Consider the following 23145-nt stretch of genomic DNA (forward strand, 5'->3'; position numbering starts at 1 on the left):
TTTTTTGATGAAAGGAATTGAATGACATGAATCAATCTCTCATCACAAAAACGCCTCTTTACATTGCCGAAGAAGCGGCCAAAACAATAATGAAAGCGTATACACCAAAGGAGCTGCCGCCGGCCGGACGCTGGCACTACCATCAGGGCGTATTTCTGTGCGGACTGATTCGCCTCTGGGAAGAAACGGGGAAAGAAGCATACTTCAAATATGTAAAAGAATACGCCGATGAGCTCATTGACGGCTGCGGGAATTTTTATTTCAGGAGGGATGAACTGGACGCCATACAAGCCGGACTTATCCTTTATCCTTTGTATGATGAAACGGGCGATGAACGCTACCGTAAAGCCGCCAAAAAGCTGAAGGGCCTTTTTGATACGCTGAATCAAACAGAAGAAGGCGGGTTTTGGCATAAAGATAAATATCCTTACCAAATGTGGCTTGACGGGTTGTACATGGGAGGGCCTTTCGCACTCAAGTATGCAAGAGCGTTCAATGAGCCTGAACTGTACGATATGGTCATCCTCGAAGAAAAACTGATGAGAAAACATACGAAAGACTGCAGGACGGGATTATATTATCATGCGTGGGATGAAAAGAGGGAAATGCCCTGGGCCGACCCCGTTTCAGGCTGTTCTCCCGAATTTTGGGGAAGGTCAATCGGCTGGTACGCGCTTGCACTGAGCGATATGATCGAACTGCTCCCGCAGGGGCATGACACAAGACAGGAGTGGACCCGGGCGCTTCAAGAGATGGTCAAAAGCATTGCCGATTTTCAAGATGAACGCACAGGGTTATGGCACCAGGTTGTCGATAAAGGCGGACTTCCGGATAATTGGCTTGAAAGCTCCTGCTCGTGTTTGTATATGTACGCGATGACGAAAGGAGCTCGCATGGGCTATATCGATTCATCATATATTGATAGAGCCGCAAAGGCTTTCAAAGGACTCGTCGAAGAGAAAATCGAGCTGAGCGCAAAAGAAGGCTTGCTTTTAAAAGATATTTGCGTCGGAACTTCTGCAGGGACATACGATTATTATGTCGGGCGGGAAAAAAGCACCAACGATCTTCACGGTGTCGGCGCATTGATCATGGCACTTGTAGAACTTGAAAAGACCGGCCGCTTTTCCCGCGAGGCAGCGAAGTGAAGAACTTCGCTTTCTCCGTCCTTCTATTTGCAGCAGTGCTTCTTTTTTCCTCATGCGGAAAGGATGGAGGCCGGGGAACAGACGTATTGATCTTTTCGGATGCACCGGCTGAAATAAAGGAAAACGTCCAGCGCGCTGCCGGGAAAGAACAGCTCAACATCACCGTTTTCCCGGCTGCACCGGAAAAACTTCTAGTTGAAATTGCGGCGAAAGAAGGAGATCTGTTTATCGTTCCAGAAGACATGTTTAAACCTTTTTACGATCCTGAAGGACTTCAGCCATTGAATGTTGCCTCGGAAGAAAAAGAGCCGTACAGCGCTCCGGGTAAAAACGGGGACGTACAGCTGTATGCGGCTGTCATTGAAAAAGGAGAAAAACGTTTGAACGGCTATACGTTTCAGCTGAATACAGACATGGCAGCTTTCATACCGGTCTATGCGAAGAAAACCCCTGAAGCGACGGAACTCATCGAAGCGCTTCGCTGAAAATGAAAGGGGGAGGAACCGATGAAAACATATGCGATATGCGGTCTGAGCGGCCGCGCTTTTAACATGTTTATCGAGCCTCTAGTGGGAAAATACGGGGAAGAACACCGCATTGCTGCGCTCCTGGACAGCGATCCGCTAAGGGAAGAAGTCTGCAAAGACAGGTTTCCGGCGCTTCATCCTGTCCCGTTTTTCGAGGAGAAAGCGTTTACCGAAATGCTTGACAAAATCAAGCCAGACGCCATTATTGTAGCAGGCCGTGATGATACGCATGTCCGCTATATATTGGGCGCTTTACGGGCGGATATCGATGTGGTCACTGAAAAGCCGATGGTGACAACGGCACGGGATGCGGCAGCCGTGTTAAAAGCCGAAGCCGCGAGCAAAGGAAAAGTGACCGTTACGTTTAATTACCGCTGCAATCCGTACCACCGCAAGATCAAAGAGCTGATACTTGAAGGAAAGCTCGGCACGATTACGTCGGTTGACTTGAACTGGTACATCGATACGTATCACGGCGCAAGCTATTTTAAACGCTGGAACAGGATGAGAGCATACTCCGGCGGGCTTTCCGTCCATAAGTCAACTCATCATTTCGACCTTGTCAATTGGTGGCTTGATCAAACGCCTAGCGAGGTTTTTGCCTATGGCGGCCTGTACTACTACGGACCCGGCGGCGAAATGAATCCTGAAAAAGGGGAAAAACGCTATTGCGGAACATGCCATGTCAAGAAGAAATGCCGCTATTATATGAGGTGGCAGGCAGGCGACCCGCAGGACGACCATGTTAAAACCAACGAAAGCCAGCATCTGCTCTATACCGATTACAGGCCTGACGCGTGTATTTTCGATGAAGAAATCGATATCGAGGATACGTATGCAGCCGTTTTGAAATACGACAAAGGGGCGCTGCTGAATTACTCCGTTCATTTTTCAGCCCCGTATGAAGGCTACCGGCTTGCAATCAACGGGACAAAGGGAAGGCTTGAAACGCAGGAATATCATGCGCCGGCAAGGGTTCCCTTTGAAGTTCCCGAACAGACCATCGATTATTATCCGCTGTTTGAATCGAAAGAAACGATTCGCGTCGTCAGGCAGCCCGGCGGGCATGGCGGAGGAGATCCGCTGCTTTTGGAAGAGCTGTTTGGCGGAGGAGACCCGTTGAGGAATTACGACATTCTGGCCGGTGCCGAAGCAGGCGCCTATTCAATTGCAGCCGGCGAGGCATTATGGCGCTCCATCAAAGAAAAAAAGCCGATAGGAATCAGTGAACTTCTGTATACCCGGCAATATACATAAAGGGGGGGGAATTCGTGGAACAAAGTGTCTCCATGGGAAGGGTGCTGAGCTTTTGTGATTGGGTGCTGAAGTTTTTTTACGCCAATCTGCTGTGGTTTGTTTTTACGATGCTCGGCCTTGGCGTCTTCGGGTTTATGCCGGCGACGACTGCATTGTTTTCCGTGATGAGAAAATGGATTATGGGCAAAACCGATATTCCGATATGTAAAACGTTTTGGCAGGCGTACCGCGGCGAGTTTTTTCGTTCCAACGTCATCGGTCTTATTCTGGCGGCAGTTGGCATCATCATTTATGTTGACCTTGCTTTTATTTATCCGGAGCATTTCCTATTGCACGTTCTCCGGTTCGTCATTATGATTTTTGGATTTTTGTTTTTGATTATGCTGTTTTATATGTTTCCGCTGCTCGCCCATTTCGATTGGAAGAAGCGGATGTATTTTAAGTTTTCGCTGATTCTGGGCATATCGTATTTGCAGTATACATTAACGATGATGGCGGTCACTGCCGTGCTTTATATCGCTTTTGCCTTTCTGCCAGGAATCGTTCCTTTTTTCAGCGCCAGCCTGCTCAGCTATGCGGTCATGTGGCTGGCATATCAAGTATTGAAAAAAGCGGAGGCCGTAGAACAGAGGGAAACCGTCATAACGACAAGACACACCTGACCCTTTGCTTCAGGTGTGATGAGAGGAGATGGCTCATATGAGTGAAGAATTTGAAAAACGATATCTTCACTGGATTGATCAAGCCGTAAAGGAGAGCGAAAAGAAAGACGACTTCAAGTCCCTCCCCGGTTTTGGAAGACCGCTCAGCAAAGAGGCGCTCGAGGGGGATGCGCTTTCGTCAACTCTAAAAAACGCCCGTTATCTGCCGGAGTGGCTGAAGCTGCAAAAGGAAATTAAACAAGAGATTGAAAAAGCGATCAAATCGAATCAGCGCGAAGCGCTGATCGATGCCATCAACCTAAAAATTAAAAAATACAACCTCACCTGTCCGAACCAATTCCAAAAAGGCCTTGTTTCAGCCAAAAACCTCGAAAGTCAGCTCAAATATTGGAGCTGACGCCATTCCTTGCACTTATTCATAAAAATAATTGCCAATAACATTTATCTTCTGTAAAATAAAGTTAATAAATGTAATTTTTATGTTTTTAAAAAGAAGAAAGGATGAATGAAGAAGTGGAAGCGAAAGCGGCATACGAAAAAGCGGCCGGGCTCTTGAATCAGTGGTACACCATGATCAAGCGCCATGAAGCGCTCCAGGCTGTATCTTTGAGATACGAGATCCGAAACCTGCTTTCTAAAATGGAGAAAAACAGAGATTTGGAGCTCTATTTTCAGCTTTTGGACTACCGCTGCAAATTGATGATGGAGCAGTTTGCAGAATCAGCCGAGCTCTTCCGGAAGATTAAAAGGCAGAAGGAAACGGTTAAGAACGCGGATGACATCATTCAGTACTATTTTTTCTTTTTTTCAGGCATGTATGAGTTTTATGAGAAAAACTATCTTGAGGCGATCAGCTGTTACAAAAAAGCGGAAATGAAGCTGCATAAACTGACCGATGAAATTGAAAAAGCGGAATTTTACTATAAAATCGCGACCGCCTACTACCAAATAGATGATCATTTCAGATCGTTGAACTACTCCGAAAAAGCGCTCTCACTTTTCAGCAAGCATAAAGAATACATAGACAAAACGATCGGGTGCGAAATGATTCTCGGATCGGTTCAGTTTGAACTGTTCCGCATCAAACAAGCCGAGGAACACTACGGCCGGGCGCTTGATCAGGCCGTTTCCCTCCAAAACCGGCGAATCATCGGGCTGATCTATCATAATATGGGTCTGAACTACGCCAAATGCAGCATGCCGCTTTTGGCGGAAGAGCACTTTAGAAAAGCCCTTTCAATCGGTGTCCATGAGCAATCGGTCTTTGGCATTAACACCCTTTTTGAGCTGTCTCATCTCATGTACAAAAACGGTTCTCCCGAAGAAGCGAGACGTCTCTGCAAAGAGGGATTTACCAGAGCGGCGGAACAAGGAGAGGATGAATACGCGGCGAAATTCAGGCTGATTTTCGCCCTGTATGACGCGGGCCATCCGCTCGATATTGAACTTTCGCTTGAATACATGAGCGATAAACGGCTATGGCCGCATGTTGCCGAACTGATAAAAGATATAGCCGATTACTACATGAAATCCGGCGACCATGAAAAAAGCGCGCTTTACCTGGAAAAATCGCAGCATGCCAAGAATCAAATATATAAAATGAAGGAGGAGCTCATATGAAAAAATCCATTTGTTTTTTCGCCGTTATGCTTGTTTGCCTGATAGGAGGAAGCTTCACAGCCGATTCTGCAGCACAGGACGGATCATTTCAGCCATTAGGCAAATCGGTGTTTCCTGACAGCGGACGATAGAGAAAATCTGCTGAAATAGAAATTGCCTCCCGACTTTTGCTATAATAGTCTCACCTAAAGGCAATTGAAGGGAGCAGTAACGATGACGATAAAAGAGATTTCGGCTGATGAGCTGAAAGACAGGCTTGCAAAAGGAGAAACGCTGAACATTATTGACGTCAGAGAAGATGAAGAGGTGGCTGAAGGAATGATCCCTGAAGCCGTTCACATTAAAATGGGGGATATTCCTGAAAAACTCGATGTCTTCGAAAAGGAGCAGCCTTATATTTTTGTCTGCCGATCAGGCAAGCGCAGCGAAAATGTCTGCCTCTATTTGCAGGATAAAGGCTTTGATGTCACCAATATGGTCGGCGGCATGCTCGAATGGACCGGAAACACAAAGCCGAAAACAAAATAAGCGGGTCCGGCTTCTTATCTGTAGAGATAAGAAGTTTTTTTATTTGCAATAGATTATCACATGTTAGGAAACGTTCTGAGCGTCCTGCCGGCGATATTCAAGGTTCTTTCGATCAGGATTTTAAGCATAACTTCGGCTGTGTGCGAATACCTTTCATTATAGAAAGGAGAGAGCGTATGCTGAAGGTAGCCGTTTTTGATGAAGAACACGAAAAAGATTTGCAGCATGAGATCAATGAATTCTTAAAAAAGCTGTCGGAAGACCAGCTGGTCGATATAAAATATGACGTATCAGCCGCATGCGATCCTCAAGGCGAACAGCTTTACTGTTTTTCAGCGTTAATTTTATACAGAACATAAAAAAACAGCTCTTCAAAGGAAGAGCTGTCAGACCGTTGACAAAACAGGTCGGATTTTAAAAATCCGACCTGTTTTTGTCCATTTTATTCTATTATTTCGATCAGAAGGCTGGCGGTTAGGACCTTTCCAGGTCCAATTCGCCAGCTTTTTCAGATTCATGGCAGCGAAAACAAGCATCGCCTGCATGGACAATTTTTTCTTTCCCCGTAAGGTTGTCCAGCGCAAGCCATGCTTATGTTTTAAATCGGCAAAAACTCGTTCGATCGTCTCTTTACGTTTGGCATAGATTTGTTTATTCTCTTCCGTATGCCGAAGATGATCAGCTTCGTCTAAATGATCCTGCCAGATATGTCTGTGAATCATCTTTCGATGATCTCTACTTTCTGTACACGTATGTAGTAATGGACATTGTTTACATCGATTTGGATCTGAAGCATACTCTCGATAACCTTGCCGATTGGTTGTGCGATAGGAGAGAATATGGTCTTGCGGGCAGATATAGACATCATAAAATTCATCGTAAACATACTCGTGTTTTCTCATGAATCCTTTTTTGGTTTGCGGACGCGTGTAAGGCATAACAGGGCGAACGTTTTCTTCATGAAGAAATTTTGCGATAACCGGTGTTTTGTATCCGGCATCAACTGCGACCGTATGAGGCTTGGCGACGCGCTCTTTCACTTGTTGAAACAGGGTCGTGAACACTTGGCTGTCATGAATATTGGCAGGCTCAACAACCGTCCCCAGCACAAATCCGTTCCGGTCACAAGCTGTATGAAAACCATAAGCAAAAAGGCGTTCCCGTTCACCCTTTACAAAATAGCCGCTCTCAGGATCTGTTGTACTTTCTTTTATTTCTCGTTCTTCTGAGCATTGCCTGGGCTTTAAGGGCTTTTTGCCGTTGGCTTCGCGATCGGCATTAATTTCTTGATCTAACTGTTCCTGATAAGCTCTTGTTTCTTTTCTTACGATCTTTTTCACAAACTTTTTCTTATTGGCATTCGCTTTGACATGTGTGCTGTCGATGAAGGCAACCGAAGGATCGACGAGGCCGAGATCCATGGCCTGACGTAAAATCCTATAGAAGATTGTTTCAAATAGGTCTGTGTCATGAAAGCGACGTTCATAGTTTTTACTGAAGGTTGAAAAGTGAGGGATTTTTTCAGAGAATCCATATCCAATAAACCAGCGATAGGCTACATCAGTTTCGATTCGCTTAATGGTTTCGCGCATGGAGCGATGACCAAACACGTATTGAATGAGCACCATTTTAATCAGTACAACAGGATCAATACTTGGACGCCCTTTTGAAGAATAAAGAGGGGCAACTTTTTGATAAATAAATGAAAAATCAATGGCTTCTTCCATCTTCCTGACCAAATGGTCTTCAGGTACAAGCTCACTTAAGGCAACGACTTCAAGCTGTTCACGCTGATCTTTAGAGTGTTTGGTCAACATGGTAAAACCTCCAAAAATTAGATTCCACACACATTTTAACAAAAAAAGCTTGTCGATCAAGCCACTTTTTTGTGACTTTGTCGACAAGCTGACAGCTCTTCAAAGGAAGAGCTGTTTTCGTCTATGCTTTTTTCACCCTAGGGCTTCTTGGCTTCTGGAATTTCTCAGCCTGTTTAATTTCTTTCCGCTCTTGTGACAGAGATTTATACAACGATACAAGCATGAAAATCACGACGACTGAGAACGGCAGTGCGGCCAGGATGGCGGTGTTTTGCAGCGCCGATAGTCCGCCTGAATATAGAAGCGCCGCAGCCATTGCTGACTGGATGATACCCCATGATACCTTGACCGAATTCGCAGGGTTCAGTGAACCGTAAGTTGTTTGCATTCCGAGAACAAATGTTGCCGAGTCTGCGGAAGTGATAAAGAATACGGCAATGAGCACCAAGGCAACGATAGATGTAATCATCGCCAGCGGATAGTGGTCAAACACGCCAAACAGCATCGTGTCTGTAGACAGTTTTGCAACGTTGAAAGTCCCTTTTTGCTGAAGATCCATCGCTGAAACCCCGAAAATTGAAAACCATAGAAACGCCAGCACAGTAGGCGCAAACAATACGGCAATCAAAAATTCCCTGATTGTGCGCCCCCTTGATACGCGGGCGATGAAAATACCGACAAACGGCGACCAGGAGATCCACCAAGCCCAGTAGAAAATCGTCCATGAATTGATCCATTCACGGCTGTCCGGATCATTAGGCGCAAGGCGGAAGCTCATTTGCACCACGTTGGAGATATACGTTCCGATCGTGTCCGTAAACGAGTTCATAATCAACACCGTCGGTCCGACAAACAGCATAAAGATCATCAGGACGCCGGCCAGCACCATGTTCGTATTACTCAAGTACTTGATGCCTTTTCCGATACCGCTCCATGCGGAAATTAAGAACAGAACGGTAACGACCGCAATAATGGCCAGCTGCACCTGAAAGCTGTTCGGCACTCCGAATAGATAATGGAGTCCGCCGTTGATCTGCGTGGCGCCGATTCCGAGGCTTGTTGCTACACCGACGACGGTTGCGAAGACAGCGATGCAGTCAATCCCTTTTCCAAGCGGTCCGTTGACTTTGTCGCCGAAGACCGGAAACAGCGTCGCGCTGATCAAGCCAGGCGCGTCTTTTCTGAATTGAAAGTACGCGATGCAAAGAGCAACGATCGCATAGATCGCCCATGCATGCAATCCCCAGTGGAAAAATGTATACCTCAGAGAATCTCTGAAGGCCTGGGCTGTTTCTGTTTCACCTGATGGAGAGCTAATGGCAAAATGGCTGATCGGTTCAGCCGCGCCATAAAATACGAGACCAATGCCCATACCTGCGCTAAAAAGCATGGCAAACCAAGATAATCGAGAGAATTCAGGTTTTTCTTCAGGTTTCCCTAATTTGATCTTTCCGATCGGACTGAAGATCAAAAAGATGCTGAATGCGACAAACAGAGAAACCACCAATAAATAATACCATCCGAGTGTGTTCGTAACATAACCTTGAATCGAAGTCGTTAACGCCTGAAGGTTATCAGGAGCAACGATTCCCCATAATACAGCTGCTGCTGTAATAACAATCACAATCCAAAAAACGCTTGAAATATTTTTCAAAATCATCCTCACCCTCTAATCATTTTTCGTCCTTACTCCCATCATTATGTTTAGTATGAGTTGCACATATAAAATTCATTCTCTCTCAGGAAGTTTGACCTAGCTTCCCCTATTACCCCACAATCAGGTGAAACAAAACTCTTTAACCGTAACATACTTTTCAAAAAAGGCACAAGTCTCAGCACTGCGCTGAAACTCTGCCATTCCACGTTTGTCAAGGGTTTGGAGTAATTTTATTTTTTTCTTCGGCAAAGCGAAAATTCGCCTGCATTCATGCCTGCAAGTCTGCCTGTGACAAGCGCGGATGTGATATTATACCCGCCCGTATAGCCGTGGATATCGAGGATTTCTCCGCAGAAATAAAGTCCTTCCTTTTTTTTAGACGCCATTTTTTTAGGATCGATTTCTTTTACGGAAACCCCTCCGCCGGTCACAAAGGCTTTGTCAAGGGAAAGGGTGCCGTTCACGTTGACGGTAAACTCTTTACAGTCTTTGACGAAAGCTCTGAAACGGTCTTTGGAAAGGGATGAAAAGGTTTCAGAAGGGTCAATCTTGTTGCGCTCGAGAAGAAACAGCAGATACCTTTCCTGCATCCAAGGCTTCAGCATGTTTTTGAGTGATTTTTTCGGAGCGTCCTTTAATTCTTTATGCATGTTTTGAAAAAGCTGTTCTTCATGAATGTCAGGGAACAAGTCGATTTTCAGCCTGACTTTTTCCTGCTTTTTCAACTCTTTGACGACAAATTGGCTGCACCTGAGGACAGCGGGCCCAGAAAGTCCAAAATGGGTAAAAATCATATCCATTTGGTGGGTGATGACCGGTTTCCCTTTTTTGTTCAATACGCTGAGGGCGACGTTTCTCAGTGATAGGCCCTGCAATGTTTTCTGCTTGATAAAAGGCTCGTCAGACGTAACCGGAACTTCTGTCGGGAACAGTTCCGTAATCGTATGGCCGGCTTTTTCCGCCCATTCATAGCCGTCTCCGGTCGATCCTGTATGCGGGACGCTTTTCCCGCCGACGGCGATAACGACAGAGCCCGCTCCAATTTCTTCGCCGCTGCCTGTCACGATCCCGCACGCTTTTTCTTCATTGTATAGGACAGTTTTCACTTTTTCGTTTGTCCGCACGCTTACATGAAGCTGTTCAAGCCTTGATAAAAGTGCGTTCACTACGCTCTGCGCCTTGTCGGAGACAGGAAACATTCTTCCGTGATCTTCCTCTTTCAGCTTGACGCCCAGGCGCTCAAAAAATTTGATGATGTCCTCGTTGTTAAATTCAGAAAAAGCGCTGTACAAAAAGCGTCCGTTTCCGGGAATATGCCGGATGATCTCATCAACCGGCAAGCGGTTCGTCACATTGCACCGTCCGCCTCCCGAAATGGCCAGCTTGCGGCCGAGTTTGTTTCCTTTGTCAATCAAAAGAACGTCTGCCCCCTGTTCACCGGCCGCGATGGCGGCCATCAGCCCGGAGGGGCCTCCGCCGATGACGATGACATCAAAATACTTCATACCCATATCCTCAACTTTCCTGTCTTGTAGAGCCTGCATTCTGTGCAGGCGGGGCGGATTGCATCAGATAACATCCGCGCTCCATCTTCTTATTATAACGAAAGAACGGCAGGATGAAAAAACGTTAAAACATGGGGATGTTAAAATTTAGCCATGTTATTATTACCTGAGTAATGCGCCTGTATGTTAAAATAGAAAAGTTGAATCTATTGAAGAAAAATGGTGATTGGGAACATGTCAAGCAAACTGTTAAGAGGCACCTTTGTATTAACGCTTGGTACCTATATTTCAAGGATCCTCGGAATGATTTATTTGATTCCGTTCGGAGCCATGGTCGGTGCCACCGGCGGTGCCCTGTTCCAGTACGGTTATAATCAATATACGATTTTTTTAAGCATTGCGACCATGGGGTTTCCGGCGGCCGTGTCCAAGTTTGTTTCAAAATATAACTCGATGGGCGATTATGAAACAACGAGAAGGATGTTGCGCGCCGGAATGTCGATGATGCTCGTCACAGGCATCATTGCTTTCTCCATTCTATATTTGTCCGCCCCGTTTTTTGCGGAGATGGCCCTCGGCGGAACAGAAAACAACGGGCTGACGATTGAACATGTCGTGTATGTTATTCGCATGGTCAGTCTCGCTTTACTTGTTGTGCCGATCTTGGCGCTGATCAGAGGCTTTTTCCAAGGTCACCAGATGATGGGGCCGACAGCCGTTTCACAGGTCGTTGAACAAATTGCCAGAATCGTCTTTCTATTAACGGCTACTTATTTGGTGATCAAAGTATTAGACGGCGGGCTTGTCGTCGCTGTCGGCTATGCGACTTTTGCGGCTTTGATCGGCGCATTTGCCGGGCTCTTCACGCTTTATTTTTCCTGGCAGAAAAGAAAAGGGGCGCTTTTGGCGCTGAAGCCGAACCTGGTTCCTTCTGCAAATATTACGTACCGGCAGATGTTTAAGGAGCTGTTCAGCTATGCTGCCCCTTACGTCTTTGTCGGGCTGGCGATACCGCTTTACCAGTACATTGATACAAATACGTTTAATAAAGCGATGATTGCAGCCGGCTATCAAAACATCAGCCAGGATTTGATGGCGATCGTGACGCTGTACGTGCCAAAGCTTGTGATGATACCGGTATCTCTCGCGACGGCATTCGGCCTGACATTGATCCCGGCGGTGACTGAAAACTTTACCAACAAAGATTTCCCTGCTTTAAACAAACAGATTGATCAGGCGATGCAGATCATTCTTTTCATCGTTCTTCCTGCATCAGTCGGTATGGCCCTTTTATCGGGTCCGGTTTACACGTTCTTTTACGGCTCGGAAAGCCTGCTCCCTGAAATGGGACGAGATATTTTGTTCTGGTACGCGCCCGTGGCGCTGTTATTCTCGCTCTTCACCGTCAACGCTGCGATTTTGCAGGGGGTGAACAAGCAGAAATTTGCGGTTGTCAGCCTGATGATCGGGATTGTGATCAAAATCGCGCTTAACGTTCCGCTCATCAAGCTGTTTCAAGGAAGCGGATCGATTTTGGCAACGGCGCTCGGCTATTCGGCGTCACTCCTGTACGGATTTATTATGATTAAACGCCATGCCGGCTATTCGTATCGCAAACTGTTTAAACGGTTTTTGCTGATGCTGATCCTGACGGCGGTCATGGGCATCATGTTGCTGCTTGTCCAGGCGCTTCTCAGTCTGTTTATTTCATATGAAGGCGGGCAGATCAAATCTGCTGTCGTCATTTTCATCACAACCGCGGTCGGCGGATCAGTTTATCTGTACTTGGCTTACCGTGTGAAACTGCTCGAAAAAATCTTCGGTCAGCGGTTGAATCGCTTTTTCAAAAGAAAGGCCTCCTAAAAAGGGCTTTTCTTTTTATGCAAAAAAAGGGCGTGTCTTCATGAGATTGGATAAACTGTTGTCAAACAGCGGCTACGGGTCGAGAAAAGAAGTCAAAAAAATGCTAAAAAACGGCGCGGTGCGCGTGAATGATCAACTGATCAAAGATGCAAAAGAGCATGTAGACCCGGAATCAGACGACATAACGGTTTACGGCGAACCCGTCGTTTATCAGCAATTTATTTACTTGATGATGAACAAGCCGCAGGGAGTGCTGTCAGCGACAGAAGACAGCCGCCAGGAAACGGTTGTCGATTTGCTCGATCCGGAGCTGCTGAGGTTTGAGCCGTTTCCGGTCGGAAGGCTTGACAAGGATACCGAGGGGCTGCTGCTTTTGACGAATGACGGACAGTTGGCACACCAGCTTTTATCGCCGAAAAAACACGTGCCTAAAACGTATGAAGTACATGTCAATAAGCCGATTGATCAGGCGGCTCTCGATCAGCTTGAAAAAGGGGTCGATATCGGTGAAGGATATGTTACAAAACCGGCTGAAGCGTCGCTTTTGGCAAGCGAAAACGGAGTGGAACGTCTGCTTTTGACAATAACGGAAGGAAAATTTCATCAAGTTAAAAGAATGCTGAAGGCGGTCGGCCGTGACGTCATCTATTTAAAGCGGCTGAAAATGGGGGATGTCGATCTCGATGAAGAGCTTTTGCCGGGGGAATACAGAGAGCTCTCTGAGCACGAGCTTGCCGCATTGCAAAACAAAAAGACACTCTGAATCGTCGAGTGCCTGTAGAGCTGGTTTATGGAGCATCGAACTTAATCGGGTTTGATGCTTTTTATGTTTGAGGGCTGTCCTATATGATATTCAGCGCTAAAGTTCAATTTTTCAGAATATTACTATGAGGAGATTTTCACTTTTTTTCTTGTAGTCTCCCATTTGCCTCTGCTCGGGCTGTGTACTAGATCGTTGTATGCCAACACATTCAGATCACGCTGGATTGTTCTCGGTGTAGTGCCAAATTCATCAACCAGTTCCTGGGTTGTAACGAGTCCTTTTTCTTGAATGAACATGTAGACTGATTTGATCCTGGTTAGCATTCGGTTTGTTGAAGGTTTCAAACAACCACTCCCTATCGTATGATCGAATGGACTTGACTACCACAACTTACGACTCCAAAATGCAGCATGGACGGTTAGCGACCATTTCTTGAAAATGATCAATAAATATTATACACGATCTCTTTGCCAAATATCCAGAAAAAAGCCGGAGCCAAATTAATGAAAAAATGAAAATCGTGAGCAGAACATGCAGTGCGATCACGTTTTTTGCTAAAAAAATTTTAAACTTTTTCTAGCTTCATACGTATTAAAAGAGAGGTGGTAAAGATGATCAAATTAAAAGTGCATATCGAAAAATCCGGTTATGAAGAAAAGGAATCGGCGATCGAAAATATATCGTTTGCTGTGGGGGAAGGCGAGCTCGTCGGATTAATCGGACCGAATGGAGCGGGGAAAAGCACGACAATTAAAACGATACTCGGTTTAACAAGGCATATGGCCGGGCAGATTGAATGGCCTGAAACGGCAAACTATGCATACATACCTGAACAGCCCAGTTTTTACGACGAATTGACTTTATGGGAGCATATCACGGCTTTAGGGACGTTTTTGCAGGAGGACGAGTCCTCGTTTTTGCCGAGGGCGAATCGGCTCATCGAGCGATTCTCGCTGGAGCATGCGCTTCATGATTATCCGGGAAGCTTTTCGAAAGGGATGCAGCAAAAGCTGATGCTGATCCATGCTTTTCTCATGCAGCCTGATCTATATATTATCGATGAACCGTTTATCGGGCTTGATCCGATCGCAAGCCGCCTCTTTTTGGATATGCTGAAAGAAGAGCAGAAGCGGGGAGCGGGTATTTTGCTTTGTACGCATGTGCTGGATACCGCCGAGAAAATCTGTGACCGTTTTTTGCTGATTTCAAATGGCCGTCTGATGCTGGAAGGTACGCTCGAAGAGCTGCGGGAGAAAACCGGCCTTTCGGATGGCTCGCTGCTTGACTGCTTTTACTTTGCTGTAAAAGGTGCGCCCGCATGAGCGGCCGGTCGCTGTTTATCAGCAGGCTGAAAGCGGACTGTCTTTATCAGCTCCGGATCATCAAACTGGTCATCGACTGGACGGTTGCGCTGTATATTGTGCTGCCTGCGGCTGGAATCGGCGTTTATCAATATATCAAATGGCTGAATGAAGGGGCGTTTGCTAACGGATGGCAGGCCGAATTGATTGTGCTGGCTCCGGCCGTTTTTACGCTGTTTGGGTCTGTCAGGACTTTTTTAATCGAAGCCGATCAGCTTTATTTGTTGCAAAAAAAGACGCTCGTGCTGGACATGAAAAGGTGCGGCTATTTATATTGTCTGTTTGTCCAGTTTTGCAAATGGCTGTTTGCGGCGGCCGTGTTTACTCCACTGTTCGTCAGACAATTTGGGGTTGAACTGCCCGCTTGTCTCGCCGTATTCTTTTTTTATTTCTGTCTCAATTCCTTGATCACCGTCTTGAAGAGGCGGAACATCGGATGGCAGTACAAGCTGAAACACCGGGTGCTGAACGCCGGACTGATCTTTTTCGTGTGGCTGTCGGCTTGTGCAGTTGTTTTGTTGTTTTCCTGGCCGGTTGTGCTCTTGATCGGCCTGGTGCTGCCTGCGGCCGCGATGAAGACCGTCGCAGGCACTCTCGGCAACATGTATCTATTTTATGAAGAGGTTGAATTTGATAACAGAAGAAAGCTGAGACTCGCAAAATTTTTCCTGTCGCTGAACCTGGATGGAAGCATGCCGAAGCCGGGGAAACGAGGGGCAAAAAGGCCGCGGCTGTTCTTTAATAAATCTCGGAAAATCTTTAAAGCCCGTACAGTGCAAAATGGTCTTAAGGAAATCTTTTTTAAAGTGATGCTGCGCCATCCGGACTATAAAAGACAGCTTATGCAAATGATCGGCATTTTTACGGCGCTGATAATGGTTGGACCGATCTGGATGAAAGCGGGCGCTCTCCTGGTTTTTGCCTTCGCTTATCGAAGTCTGTTGTCCGTCCATTTTGACAAGGTGATGGAACGCGTTTTTTTGCTGGGGGCAGACAAAGAAAGCGACGCTTTTTATGAAGCCAGGCGGAATTCCATTGACTGGCTTTTCTATCCGGGGTTGATCTGGTGCTGCCTCGTCATCGCGCTCAGCCTGATGCTGAAAACCCCGTCTTTTTAAAAAAGACGGGGTTCAGTCGTTTAATGCCCTTCCAAAAAGAAGAGGTGTATGAAAAAGAGAACGGCAAACACGAAGACAAGCGGATGAATCTCGCGCCATTTGCCTTTCGCGGCTTTGACAATCGGATAAGAAATAAACCCGAAGGAAATGCCTGTCGCAATAGATGATGTCAGCGGCATTGTCAAAATGACGAGAAAGGCCGGGAATGCTTCGTCAAGCTCTTTCCAGCGAATGTTGGTGACAGCGCCGATCATCATGCTTCCTACAATGATCAATGCCGGCGACGTAATCGCCGAGATCCCGGAGACCGCGCTCACAAGCGGACTGAAAAACAGCGCCGCTCCGAAAAGCACAGCGACTGTTAAAGACGTAAGCCCTGTTCTTCCGCCTGCAGCCACCCCTGCGGATGATTCGATATAAGCGGTCGTCGGACTTGTCCCGAACATTGCGCCGATCGTCGTCGCTGTCGAATCGGCAAGAAGGGCTTTTCTTGCATTCGGCAGTTTGTTGTTTTTCATGAGTCCGGCTTGTTCGGCGACACCGATCATCGTTCCTGTCGTATCAAAAATCGTGACGAGCAGAAACGAGAAGACAACCGAATAAAGGCCGTAGTGGACGACATCTCCAAAAGCGGCGAAAGGGTTTGTGACGATCAGTTTTTCCGGCAGATGAGGCATTGACAGAATCCCTTTGGTAAACTCAAGCTGACCGGTAAAAAAGGCGATCAGTCCGGTTAAGATCATACCGAAAAATAAAGCGCCGTTCACATTCATGACCATCAAAACGACGGAGAAAGCCAAGCCGATTAGTGCCAGGATCACTCCGGGCGAGTGCAGATTGCCGAGCCCGACCAAATTGGATTCATTGGCGGTAATGATTCCGGCTCCTCTCAGACCGACAAAAGCGATAAACAATCCGATTCCGGCGGTAATCCCGTATTTTAGATTGGCCGGAATGGCTTCGATCAGTTGTTTTCTAAGAGGTGTTAGCGATAAGATAATAAAGAGGATACCGGCCGCGAAAACAGCGCTGAATGCTGTCTGATAAGAAATTTCGCCGTTGGACGAGCCGACGACTGACACTGCAAAATACGCGTTCAGTCCCATCCCGGGTGCAATCGCGATCGGAAAATTGGCGGAAAGCGCCATCCAAAGCGTTCCGACGACTGCGGCGATGATTGTGGCAGTGAACACTTGATCAAACGGGACGCCTGTGCCGGAAAGGATACTCGGGTTGACCACGACGATATAAACCATTGTGAAGAAGGTTGTAATACCGGCGAGGATTTCTTTTTTGACTGTGGTTTGGTTTTCTTTTATGTTAAACATCATTTCCTCCAATAACGAACATTGTAGCAAAACAATATCTATATTATTCGTTATCGGGTGTTTTTGCAAGGGTTTTTGGCTAAACTGAAAAAAGAAGGGGCGAAATTATGAACTGGGAACAGGAAGTGTTAAAAAGACGGAATGAGATCGTAGAGGATATTCAAGGTTTTTTAAAAATCAACAGCGTCCTTGATGGAGGGACGGCGGGTCCGGGCCGGCCGTTTGGAAAAGGAATTCAAGAATGCCTGACAGCGCTTCTCAATAAAGGGGAAGAAAGCGGGTTTACGGTCAAAAATCTTGACGGGTATGCAGGCCATATCGAATGGGGGAAAGGCGAGGAGATCATCGGTGTGCTTTGCCATATTGATGTCGTTCCGCCCGGAGACGGCTGGACGAGCGATCCGTTTGCTGCAGAAATCAGAGACGGCCGGATCTATGCAAGGGGAGCGCTTGATGATAAAGGGCCGACAATGGCCGCGTATCATGCTTTAAAAATTGTCAAAGACTCCGGCCTCCCATTATCAAAGCGAATCAGAATGATTATCGGCACCGATGAAGAAAGCGACTGGCGCTGTGTGGAGCATTATTTTAAACACGAAGAGATGCCTTCGGCCGGTTTTGCGCCTGATGCTGATTTTCCGATTATCTATGCGGAAAAAGGCCTGATTGACGCGGCTTTAAAAATTGAAACTGATCAAGCGGAAACAGGTGCGGACTTAACATTGGAGACTTTCCGGTCCGGCCGGCGTCTGAATATGGTGCCTGATGATGCCGAAGCCGTCCTGGAGGGGTCTGCCCCGTCAGGTTTTGAAGAGTCATTTGTCCGGTTTGTAAAAGAAAAGCGTGCAGAAGGGCGTATTCTTCAAGAAGGCGGCAGACTGACATTAACCGTGTACGGCAAATCAGCTCACGCCATGGAGCCTAATAACGGTGTCAATGCCGGTCTCATTTTGGCCGAGTTTTTACATACACAATCCCTTGACAGAGCCGGGCTCCAGTTTGTTCAAACGGTTAGCGGGGCTTTTGCCGGAGATACGAGAGGGAAAAAAATCGGCATCGGCTGCCGCGATGACATCAGCGGAGAGCTGACGTTGAATGTCGGACGGCTGCAGTATGAACAGGAAAAAGGCGGAGAAGCCCATATTAACATCCGCTATCCTGTGACTGAAGAGAGCGATCGGGTGAAATCCGGGCTTTCGCAAATAAAGGGCGCCCGGCTGGTGAGCTTTAAAGACAGCAAGCCCCATCATGTAGCAAAAGACCATGAGCTGATCAAAACGCTGCAGCGGGTCTATGAGGAGCAGACAGGGGAAACGGCACAATTAATTTCTATCGGCGGGGCGACATATGCACGGTCACTGGAAGCCGGCGTGGCATTTGGCCCGCTGTTTCCAGGCCGGCCTGACGTTGCCCATCAGAAAGACGAGTATATGGAAATTGATGATCTGCTGAAGGCTGTATCGATTTATGCACAGGCCATTTATGAATTGGCGAAGTAGCAAAGCGAGTGATGACATGAGTCATAAGCGAGGCGTAATATTTGAAATCCCGAACGGGTACGGGCGCTTTCTTCTCGATATGCTGAAGCCGGTTGATCCGGCCTGTTTCAATTGGCTGCTTGCCGATGGCGAATGCTATCTCGTGCAAAACGGTGAATTGTCAGATGAAAATCTTTTTCCCCAAGAACCGCAGGTGCTGACAGGAAAAACATTTAAAAAAAGGCTGGAAGACGAAAAATACTATCTCATCTTCGCCGATCTGAAGGCTTTTCCCCCGGATGGTCATCCTGAAGATGTCAGCACATATGAATCATATATGAAAAGCAGCTGCGAGCTGATTGTGCATACAGCAGATTCGAGTTTTGTCACGATATACTGCAAAGATCAAAAAAAGCTGGAGCTTCTGTATCAAAATGCAAAGGACTGCGGTTTCAAGCGTATTGAATATATAACGGATCACAACGACACCAGGACGGGAATGCATGTGTAGCACAACAAAGACGGCCGCTCTCTAGAGCGGCTTTTTTTTTCTGAAAAACATTGCTGTTTTCAAGGATAACGAATATAGTAAAGGTGCGTACAGGCGTCCGAGAGGAGAGGGGCTTTTTGAAGCAGGAAAAGGAATTGCAGCATGTGAAGAAACGGTTTTATTCATTTTACTTTTTGTTCTTTTTCGGTTACGGGGCATTTTATCCGCTTCTTTCCGTGTATTTAAAAGATGCCGTTCATTTGTCAGGCGGGCAAATCGGCCTGATCTTGTCGATCAGCCCCGTTGTCATGATTTTCATCCAGCCTGTCTGGGGAATCATGAGCGATTTAACGAGAAGACCTACCGTGCTTTTGACGATTGCTTTACTGTCGACGGCTTTATTTGCCTTCTTGTTCTCACTATTCAAATCATATGAATGGCTGCTTCTTGCGATGATTTTTCTTGCTGTATTTCAAAGCGCCATCGTCCCGCTGTCCGACAGCATCGCGGTCAATTTTTCGGAAAAATCAAAAATCCCCTACGGATCGATTCGGCTGTGGGGCGCCCTCGGCTTTGCCGCCGCCGTTTTTGTGATGGGAAGGCTTGCTGAAATTTTTCATCTTTCCGTTATTTTTTATACGTTTACTTTGTTCCTGATCGCTTCAGCTTTATTCGCTCACATGCTTCCGAAAGAAAATAAAGCGATGAAGGTCGATTTGAAGAGCGGGATCAGAGAGTTATTCAAAATCAAAAAGTATTTGATCTTTTTGCTTGCCGCCTTTTTGATGATGGGACCTACACTTGCCCATAACATTTATTTTGGCATCTATATCAATGAAATCGGGGGCATGCTTGCGGGAGTGGGGATCGCGTTTTTGGTCGCTGCCGGCAGTGAAGCGCCTTTTATGAAAGCCGCGAACCGCTTGATTCAGCGGTTTGGAATTGAAAGGGTGCTGCTGTTTGCGGTTTTCATTTCCTCGCTTCGCTGGATTTTTTACTACATCATGCCGTCACTGCCGTTTGTTTATGCGACATGTATTGTACAGGGCTTTTCGATCGGATTGTTTATTCCGGCCGCGCTGCAATACGTAAGAAAGCTGGCACCCGGTCATTTGGGCGCTACAGCGATCAGTCTGTACACAGCCGTCGGAAATGGTTTTGGCAACTTGTTTTGTACATTTGCCGGCGGGTTGATTTATAAACGCTATTCAGCGCTGTCCGTCTATTTGTTCTTCGGCGTTTTATCCTCTCTATCTTTCCTGTTGTTCGTGATGATCAACGCCTTTTCAAAAAAGACGGCAGCCGTACAGACATCAATACCTTCATAAAAAAAGCCTGATTTCACAACAGAAATCAGGCTTTTCTCTCTTAATCAAATTGAAATAAATCGCTTGATAAATAGCGTTCCCCTGTATCGGCTGTCATACAGACGACCACTTTGCCGGGAGGGAGCTTCTTGGCTGTTTCAACAGCGGCGAAGCAAGCGGCCCCAGAAGAAGGACCGACAAGGATTCCTTCTTCCCGCGCCAATCTGCGCGTCATCTCATAAGCTTCTTCGTCTTTGATCTTTAAGATTTCGTCATAGACGTTTTCGTTTAAAATGTTTGGAATAAATCCCGGACTTGTCCCGACAAGCTTGTGCTTTCCCGGTTTGCCCCCGGATAAAACAGGCGACCCTGCAGGTTCTGCCACATGAACGGTTATGCCCGGAAATAATGCTTTCAGCTTTTCGCCTGTTCCGGTAATCGTTCCCCCTGTTCCTGCTGTTGCAACAAATGCGGCGAGCGGTTTGCCGATTTCTTCTATTGCCCGGGCAATTTCCAAAGCGGTTGATCTCCGGTGAGCCTCCGGATTGGCTTCATTATCAAACTGCATCGGAATAAAGCTGCCCGGGATTTCCCGAGCGAGCTCCTGCGCTTTTTTGATGCTGCCCGGCATCCTTTCATCCCCCGGCGTCAGGACGACCTCAGCCCCGTACGCTTTCAGAAGATTGATCCGCTCTTTTGTCATCGTATCAGGCATAACAAGAATGGCTTTGTAGCCCCTTGCCGCCGCGTTCATCGCAAGGCCGATGCCGGTGTTTCCGCTCGTCGGTTCGATGATGGTTGAACCCGGTTTCAGCAGGCCTTTTTCTTCGGCATCCACAATCATTTGGTAGGCCGCGCGGTCTTTCACGCTTCCGCTCGGATTAAAAGATTCAAGCTTTATATAAACTTGGGCTGCGTTTTCGGGCTGAACGCGGTTCAACTTGACAAGGGGCGTTTCCCCGATTAATTCTGCAATATTTTGAACGGCTTTCACGGCTGTGCACCCTTTCTAAAAAACATGATTCTGTCAATATCCTATCATAAGGCCTCGGAAAGTGGAAAATAGAGAGGTTATAAGTCCTTATATTTTTTGTTAAAATATAGAGAAGACGAATGAGGAGGAAGCCATACATATGTCAGTCAAACCGCATTACTTTATTGGAATTCCAATTCCGGCGGAGCTTAGTGAGCCGCTTTATCGAACAGTCAGCAGCCGTCCGGAATTTTCTTTTCATAGATGGGTGCATCCTTTGGACTACCACATCACCCTCGTGTTCCTCGGCTCCGCTGAAGAAGAGCAGCTGGCTATGCTTGCTGACAGCCTCAAGCTGATCTCCGATGAGACGGCTCCGTTTCAGATTGCCTTGAAACGTTTCGGAACGTTCGGCAAGCCGTCGGAGCCGAGAATTCTTCATGCAGAACCGGAATACTCAGCCGCTCTCTTTCACGTGAGGGAACGGGTGAAGCATGCTGCAGATGCGGCGGGATTTGAAATTGAAAAACGGCCTTTTCATCCACATATGACGGTCGCGAGAAAGTGGAATGGATCGGCCTCTTTTAACGGCCGCCTGAAGCCTCTTGAAGACGCGGTGTCTTTTACGGCCCGGCATTTCACCATCTTTCAAACCCATTTAGACAGGCTTCCCAAATATGAGCATCAAGCCGTTTTCCATTTCGGCGAACGGCCGGCTGCAGAAAAGCAAGATTCGGAGATGAACGCAGATGGCACAGATTATTAAAATACAGGACTGTATTTCAAGGTATGAACAGGATCCTTATCATTATATCAACCAGTTTATCCGCTTGAAAAAGCAGCGCTGGCAGTCAATTAAAGAGATGGCTGAGAAAAAGAAAGACAGCCTTCATTACGATGAAGGAGCCGTCGATGATGAAACGATCGGAAAAAGAAAGAAGACATTTACATTAAAGAGAAAAAAAGAAGCATCCGATATTAATAAAGGAAAAGAAGCCGATGAATGGTTTAACGGACTGGACGGAGAAACGGATGAAAGCTTGATCGCAAGAATTCCTGCGGCAGGGGAGGAGCTCGTGTCGTTTTTCAAAGAATACGTGTACGAGTTTCAGCTGAAATGGGCAAGCTCGACAATCTCTGACATATCCAGGCTTTCCCGGGAAATAAAAAGCGATAAAATCCTGCACATTTTGGCACAGCAGCTGCCGGATTCATATTTCATCATGTATCGGCCGGTGCTGCAGGTGAATCAGGCTGCGGTAGAGCTCAGCGTCTTGATTCTCACGCCTCTTGAGATCTACTGTATATCATTTCTCGAAGGCGAGAAGGACAGCGCATTTATCGGTTCCAAAGATCGTTTTTGGAAAGAAAAAACGGTAAGGGGAAGGGAGCGGTCACTGTTAAATCCGGCTGTCGAGCTTCTCAGGACAGGCACGGTTCTTTCCGGCTTGTTAAAGGGATCGGGGATTGAACTGCCTGTGCGCAAAGTCATTGTCAGCCGGACATCGTACATCGATTATCCGGAACCTCCTTACGGAATCGGCATTTGCGACAAAAGACACTGGAAAGAGTGGCTGGAGAAGCAGCAAAAGAACTTCGCACCGATTAAAAGCCAGCAGCTGAAAACGGCGAAAATTCTGTTGTCGCACGGCGTCTCCGACTCGATGCGGAGACAGGAATGGCTGAGCTGACCGCCAGAACGTTATCCCGGCTTTTTCATACTATAAAATGGAGAATGGAATC

The 23145-nt window shown here is 46.8% G+C and carries 24 protein-coding genes; 18 read left to right on the plus strand and 6 right to left on the minus strand.

The annotated features are described in order from the left end of the window. Positions 1–26 precede the first annotated feature (26 nt). The 9 genes from ACVC9U_RS03525 (at position 27) to ACVC9U_RS03565 (ending at position 6101) form a co-directional block, all read left to right on the plus strand. Complete coding sequence (locus ACVC9U_RS03525) at positions 27–1148, plus strand: glycoside hydrolase family 88/105 protein (RefSeq protein ID WP_075751893.1); 1122 nt, start codon at positions 27–29, stop codon at positions 1146–1148. Then, positions 1145–1633, plus strand: coding sequence for a lipoprotein YteS (locus ACVC9U_RS03530; RefSeq protein ID WP_075751894.1), 489 nt, complete (start codon positions 1145–1147; stop codon positions 1631–1633). Before ACVC9U_RS03525 ends, ACVC9U_RS03530 begins: the two co-directional genes overlap by 4 nt. A 21-nt stretch (positions 1634–1654) precedes the next feature. Then, entirely contained in the window at positions 1655–2932 is a 1278-nt protein-coding gene (locus ACVC9U_RS03535) for a Gfo/Idh/MocA family oxidoreductase (protein WP_075751895.1), read from the plus strand. A 14-nt stretch (positions 2933–2946) separates the two neighbouring features. Next, positions 2947–3594, plus strand: coding sequence for a YesL family protein (locus ACVC9U_RS03540; protein WP_075751896.1), 648 nt, complete (start codon positions 2947–2949; stop codon positions 3592–3594). A 37-nt stretch (positions 3595–3631) separates the two neighbouring features. Beyond that, positions 3632–3991 carry a DnaJ family domain-containing protein gene (locus tag ACVC9U_RS03545; protein WP_023855528.1) on the plus strand — a complete coding sequence of 120 codons (360 nt, stop codon included), beginning with the start codon at positions 3632–3634 and terminating at the stop codon, positions 3989–3991. Positions 3992–4095: 104 nt separating this feature from the next. Beyond that, positions 4096–5214 (plus strand): response regulator aspartate phosphatase, encoded by a 1119-nt coding sequence (locus ACVC9U_RS03550; RefSeq protein ID WP_162009189.1) that lies wholly within the window; start codon positions 4096–4098, stop codon positions 5212–5214. Continuing rightward, on the plus strand, positions 5211–5345 hold the full coding sequence (locus ACVC9U_RS03555) for a hypothetical protein (RefSeq protein ID WP_256700609.1): 135 nt from the start codon (positions 5211–5213) through the stop codon (positions 5343–5345). Before ACVC9U_RS03550 ends, ACVC9U_RS03555 begins: the two co-directional genes overlap by 4 nt. 82 nt (positions 5346–5427) lie before the next feature. Continuing rightward, positions 5428–5742, plus strand: coding sequence for a rhodanese-like domain-containing protein (locus ACVC9U_RS03560; RefSeq protein WP_075751897.1), 315 nt, complete (start codon positions 5428–5430; stop codon positions 5740–5742). A gap of 176 nt (positions 5743–5918) precedes the next feature. After that, positions 5919–6101 carry a sporulation protein Cse60 gene (locus ACVC9U_RS03565; protein WP_003184510.1) on the plus strand — a complete coding sequence of 61 codons (183 nt, stop codon included), beginning with the start codon at positions 5919–5921 and terminating at the stop codon, positions 6099–6101. Positions 6102–6128: 27 nt separating this feature from the next. On the opposite strand, the gene ACVC9U_RS03570 is transcribed toward ACVC9U_RS03565, so the two are convergent. The 3 genes from ACVC9U_RS03570 to ACVC9U_RS03580 form a co-directional block, all read right to left on the minus strand. Beyond that, positions 6129–7559 (minus strand): IS1182 family transposase, encoded by a 1431-nt coding sequence (locus ACVC9U_RS03570; RefSeq protein WP_016886315.1) that lies wholly within the window; start codon positions 7557–7559, stop codon positions 6129–6131. Positions 7560–7680: 121 nt separating this feature from the next. After that, a complete protein-coding gene (opuD, locus tag ACVC9U_RS03575; RefSeq protein ID WP_142238593.1) occupies positions 7681–9216 on the minus strand; it encodes a glycine betaine transporter OpuD in 1536 nt (511 codons plus the stop codon). Between the two features lie 230 nt (positions 9217–9446). Beyond that, on the minus strand, positions 9447–10721 hold the full coding sequence (locus ACVC9U_RS03580) for a BaiN/RdsA family NAD(P)/FAD-dependent oxidoreductase (protein WP_075752479.1): 1275 nt from the start codon (positions 10719–10721) through the stop codon (positions 9447–9449). A gap of 234 nt (positions 10722–10955) precedes the next feature. Here ACVC9U_RS03580 and ACVC9U_RS03585 point away from each other — a divergent pair, with 234 nt between their 5' ends. Continuing rightward, positions 10956–12584 (plus strand): putative polysaccharide biosynthesis protein, encoded by a 1629-nt coding sequence (locus tag ACVC9U_RS03585; RefSeq protein WP_075751899.1) that lies wholly within the window; start codon positions 10956–10958, stop codon positions 12582–12584. A 40-nt stretch (positions 12585–12624) separates the two neighbouring features. After that, the gene (locus ACVC9U_RS03590; RefSeq protein WP_075751900.1) at positions 12625–13347 is read left to right on the plus strand and encodes a pseudouridine synthase; all 723 of its coding nucleotides are present in this window, start codon (positions 12625–12627) and stop codon (positions 13345–13347) included. Positions 13348–13469: 122 nt separating this feature from the next. On the opposite strand, the gene ACVC9U_RS03595 is transcribed toward ACVC9U_RS03590, so the two are convergent. Beyond that, a complete protein-coding gene (locus ACVC9U_RS03595) occupies positions 13470–13691 on the minus strand; it encodes a DeoR family transcriptional regulator (RefSeq protein ID WP_003184500.1) in 222 nt (73 codons plus the stop codon). 267 nt (positions 13692–13958) lie between these two features. Here ACVC9U_RS03595 and ACVC9U_RS03600 point away from each other — a divergent pair, with 267 nt between their 5' ends. Continuing rightward, entirely contained in the window at positions 13959–14669 is a 711-nt protein-coding gene (locus tag ACVC9U_RS03600; protein ID WP_075751901.1) for an ABC transporter ATP-binding protein, read from the plus strand. Beyond that, positions 14666–15826 (plus strand): ABC transporter permease, encoded by a 1161-nt coding sequence (locus ACVC9U_RS03605; RefSeq protein WP_075751902.1) that lies wholly within the window; start codon positions 14666–14668, stop codon positions 15824–15826. The genes ACVC9U_RS03600 and ACVC9U_RS03605 overlap by 4 nt, the downstream gene beginning before the upstream one ends. A gap of 20 nt (positions 15827–15846) precedes the next feature. On the opposite strand, the gene ACVC9U_RS03610 is transcribed toward ACVC9U_RS03605, so the two are convergent. Then, positions 15847–17154 carry an NCS2 family permease gene (locus ACVC9U_RS03610; protein ID WP_075751903.1) on the minus strand — a complete coding sequence of 436 codons (1308 nt, stop codon included), beginning with the start codon at positions 17152–17154 and terminating at the stop codon, positions 15847–15849. Between the two features lie 107 nt (positions 17155–17261). On the opposite strand from ACVC9U_RS03610, the gene pepV reads away from it, so the two are divergent. The 3 genes from pepV to ACVC9U_RS03625 all read left to right on the plus strand — a co-directional run bounded on the left by pepV (position 17262) and on the right by ACVC9U_RS03625 (position 20450). Beyond that, positions 17262–18653 carry a dipeptidase PepV gene (gene pepV / locus ACVC9U_RS03615; RefSeq protein WP_075751904.1) on the plus strand — a complete coding sequence of 464 codons (1392 nt, stop codon included), beginning with the start codon at positions 17262–17264 and terminating at the stop codon, positions 18651–18653. A gap of 16 nt (positions 18654–18669) precedes the next feature. After that, positions 18670–19143 carry a DUF2691 family protein gene (locus tag ACVC9U_RS03620; RefSeq protein ID WP_441390130.1) on the plus strand — a complete coding sequence of 158 codons (474 nt, stop codon included), beginning with the start codon at positions 18670–18672 and terminating at the stop codon, positions 19141–19143. A gap of 116 nt (positions 19144–19259) precedes the next feature. Next, the gene (locus ACVC9U_RS03625; RefSeq protein WP_075751906.1) at positions 19260–20450 is read left to right on the plus strand and encodes an MFS transporter; all 1191 of its coding nucleotides are present in this window, start codon (positions 19260–19262) and stop codon (positions 20448–20450) included. Between the two features lie 40 nt (positions 20451–20490). Here ACVC9U_RS03625 and cysK read toward each other — a convergent pair whose 3' ends face one another. Further along, positions 20491–21423, minus strand: a complete 933-nt coding sequence (gene cysK, locus ACVC9U_RS03630) for a cysteine synthase A (RefSeq protein WP_075751907.1) — start codon at positions 21421–21423, stop codon at positions 20491–20493. Positions 21424–21562: 139 nt separating this feature from the next. On the opposite strand from cysK, the gene thpR reads away from it, so the two are divergent. Further along, positions 21563–22168 (plus strand): RNA 2',3'-cyclic phosphodiesterase, encoded by a 606-nt coding sequence (gene thpR, locus ACVC9U_RS03635; protein ID WP_075751908.1) that lies wholly within the window; start codon positions 21563–21565, stop codon positions 22166–22168. After that, positions 22152–23093, plus strand: a complete 942-nt coding sequence (locus tag ACVC9U_RS03640; protein ID WP_075751909.1) for a hypothetical protein — start codon at positions 22152–22154, stop codon at positions 23091–23093. Before thpR ends, ACVC9U_RS03640 begins: the two co-directional genes overlap by 17 nt. Positions 23094–23145 lie beyond the last annotated feature (52 nt).

This window comes from Bacillus sp. GM2 (assembly GCF_056155945.1).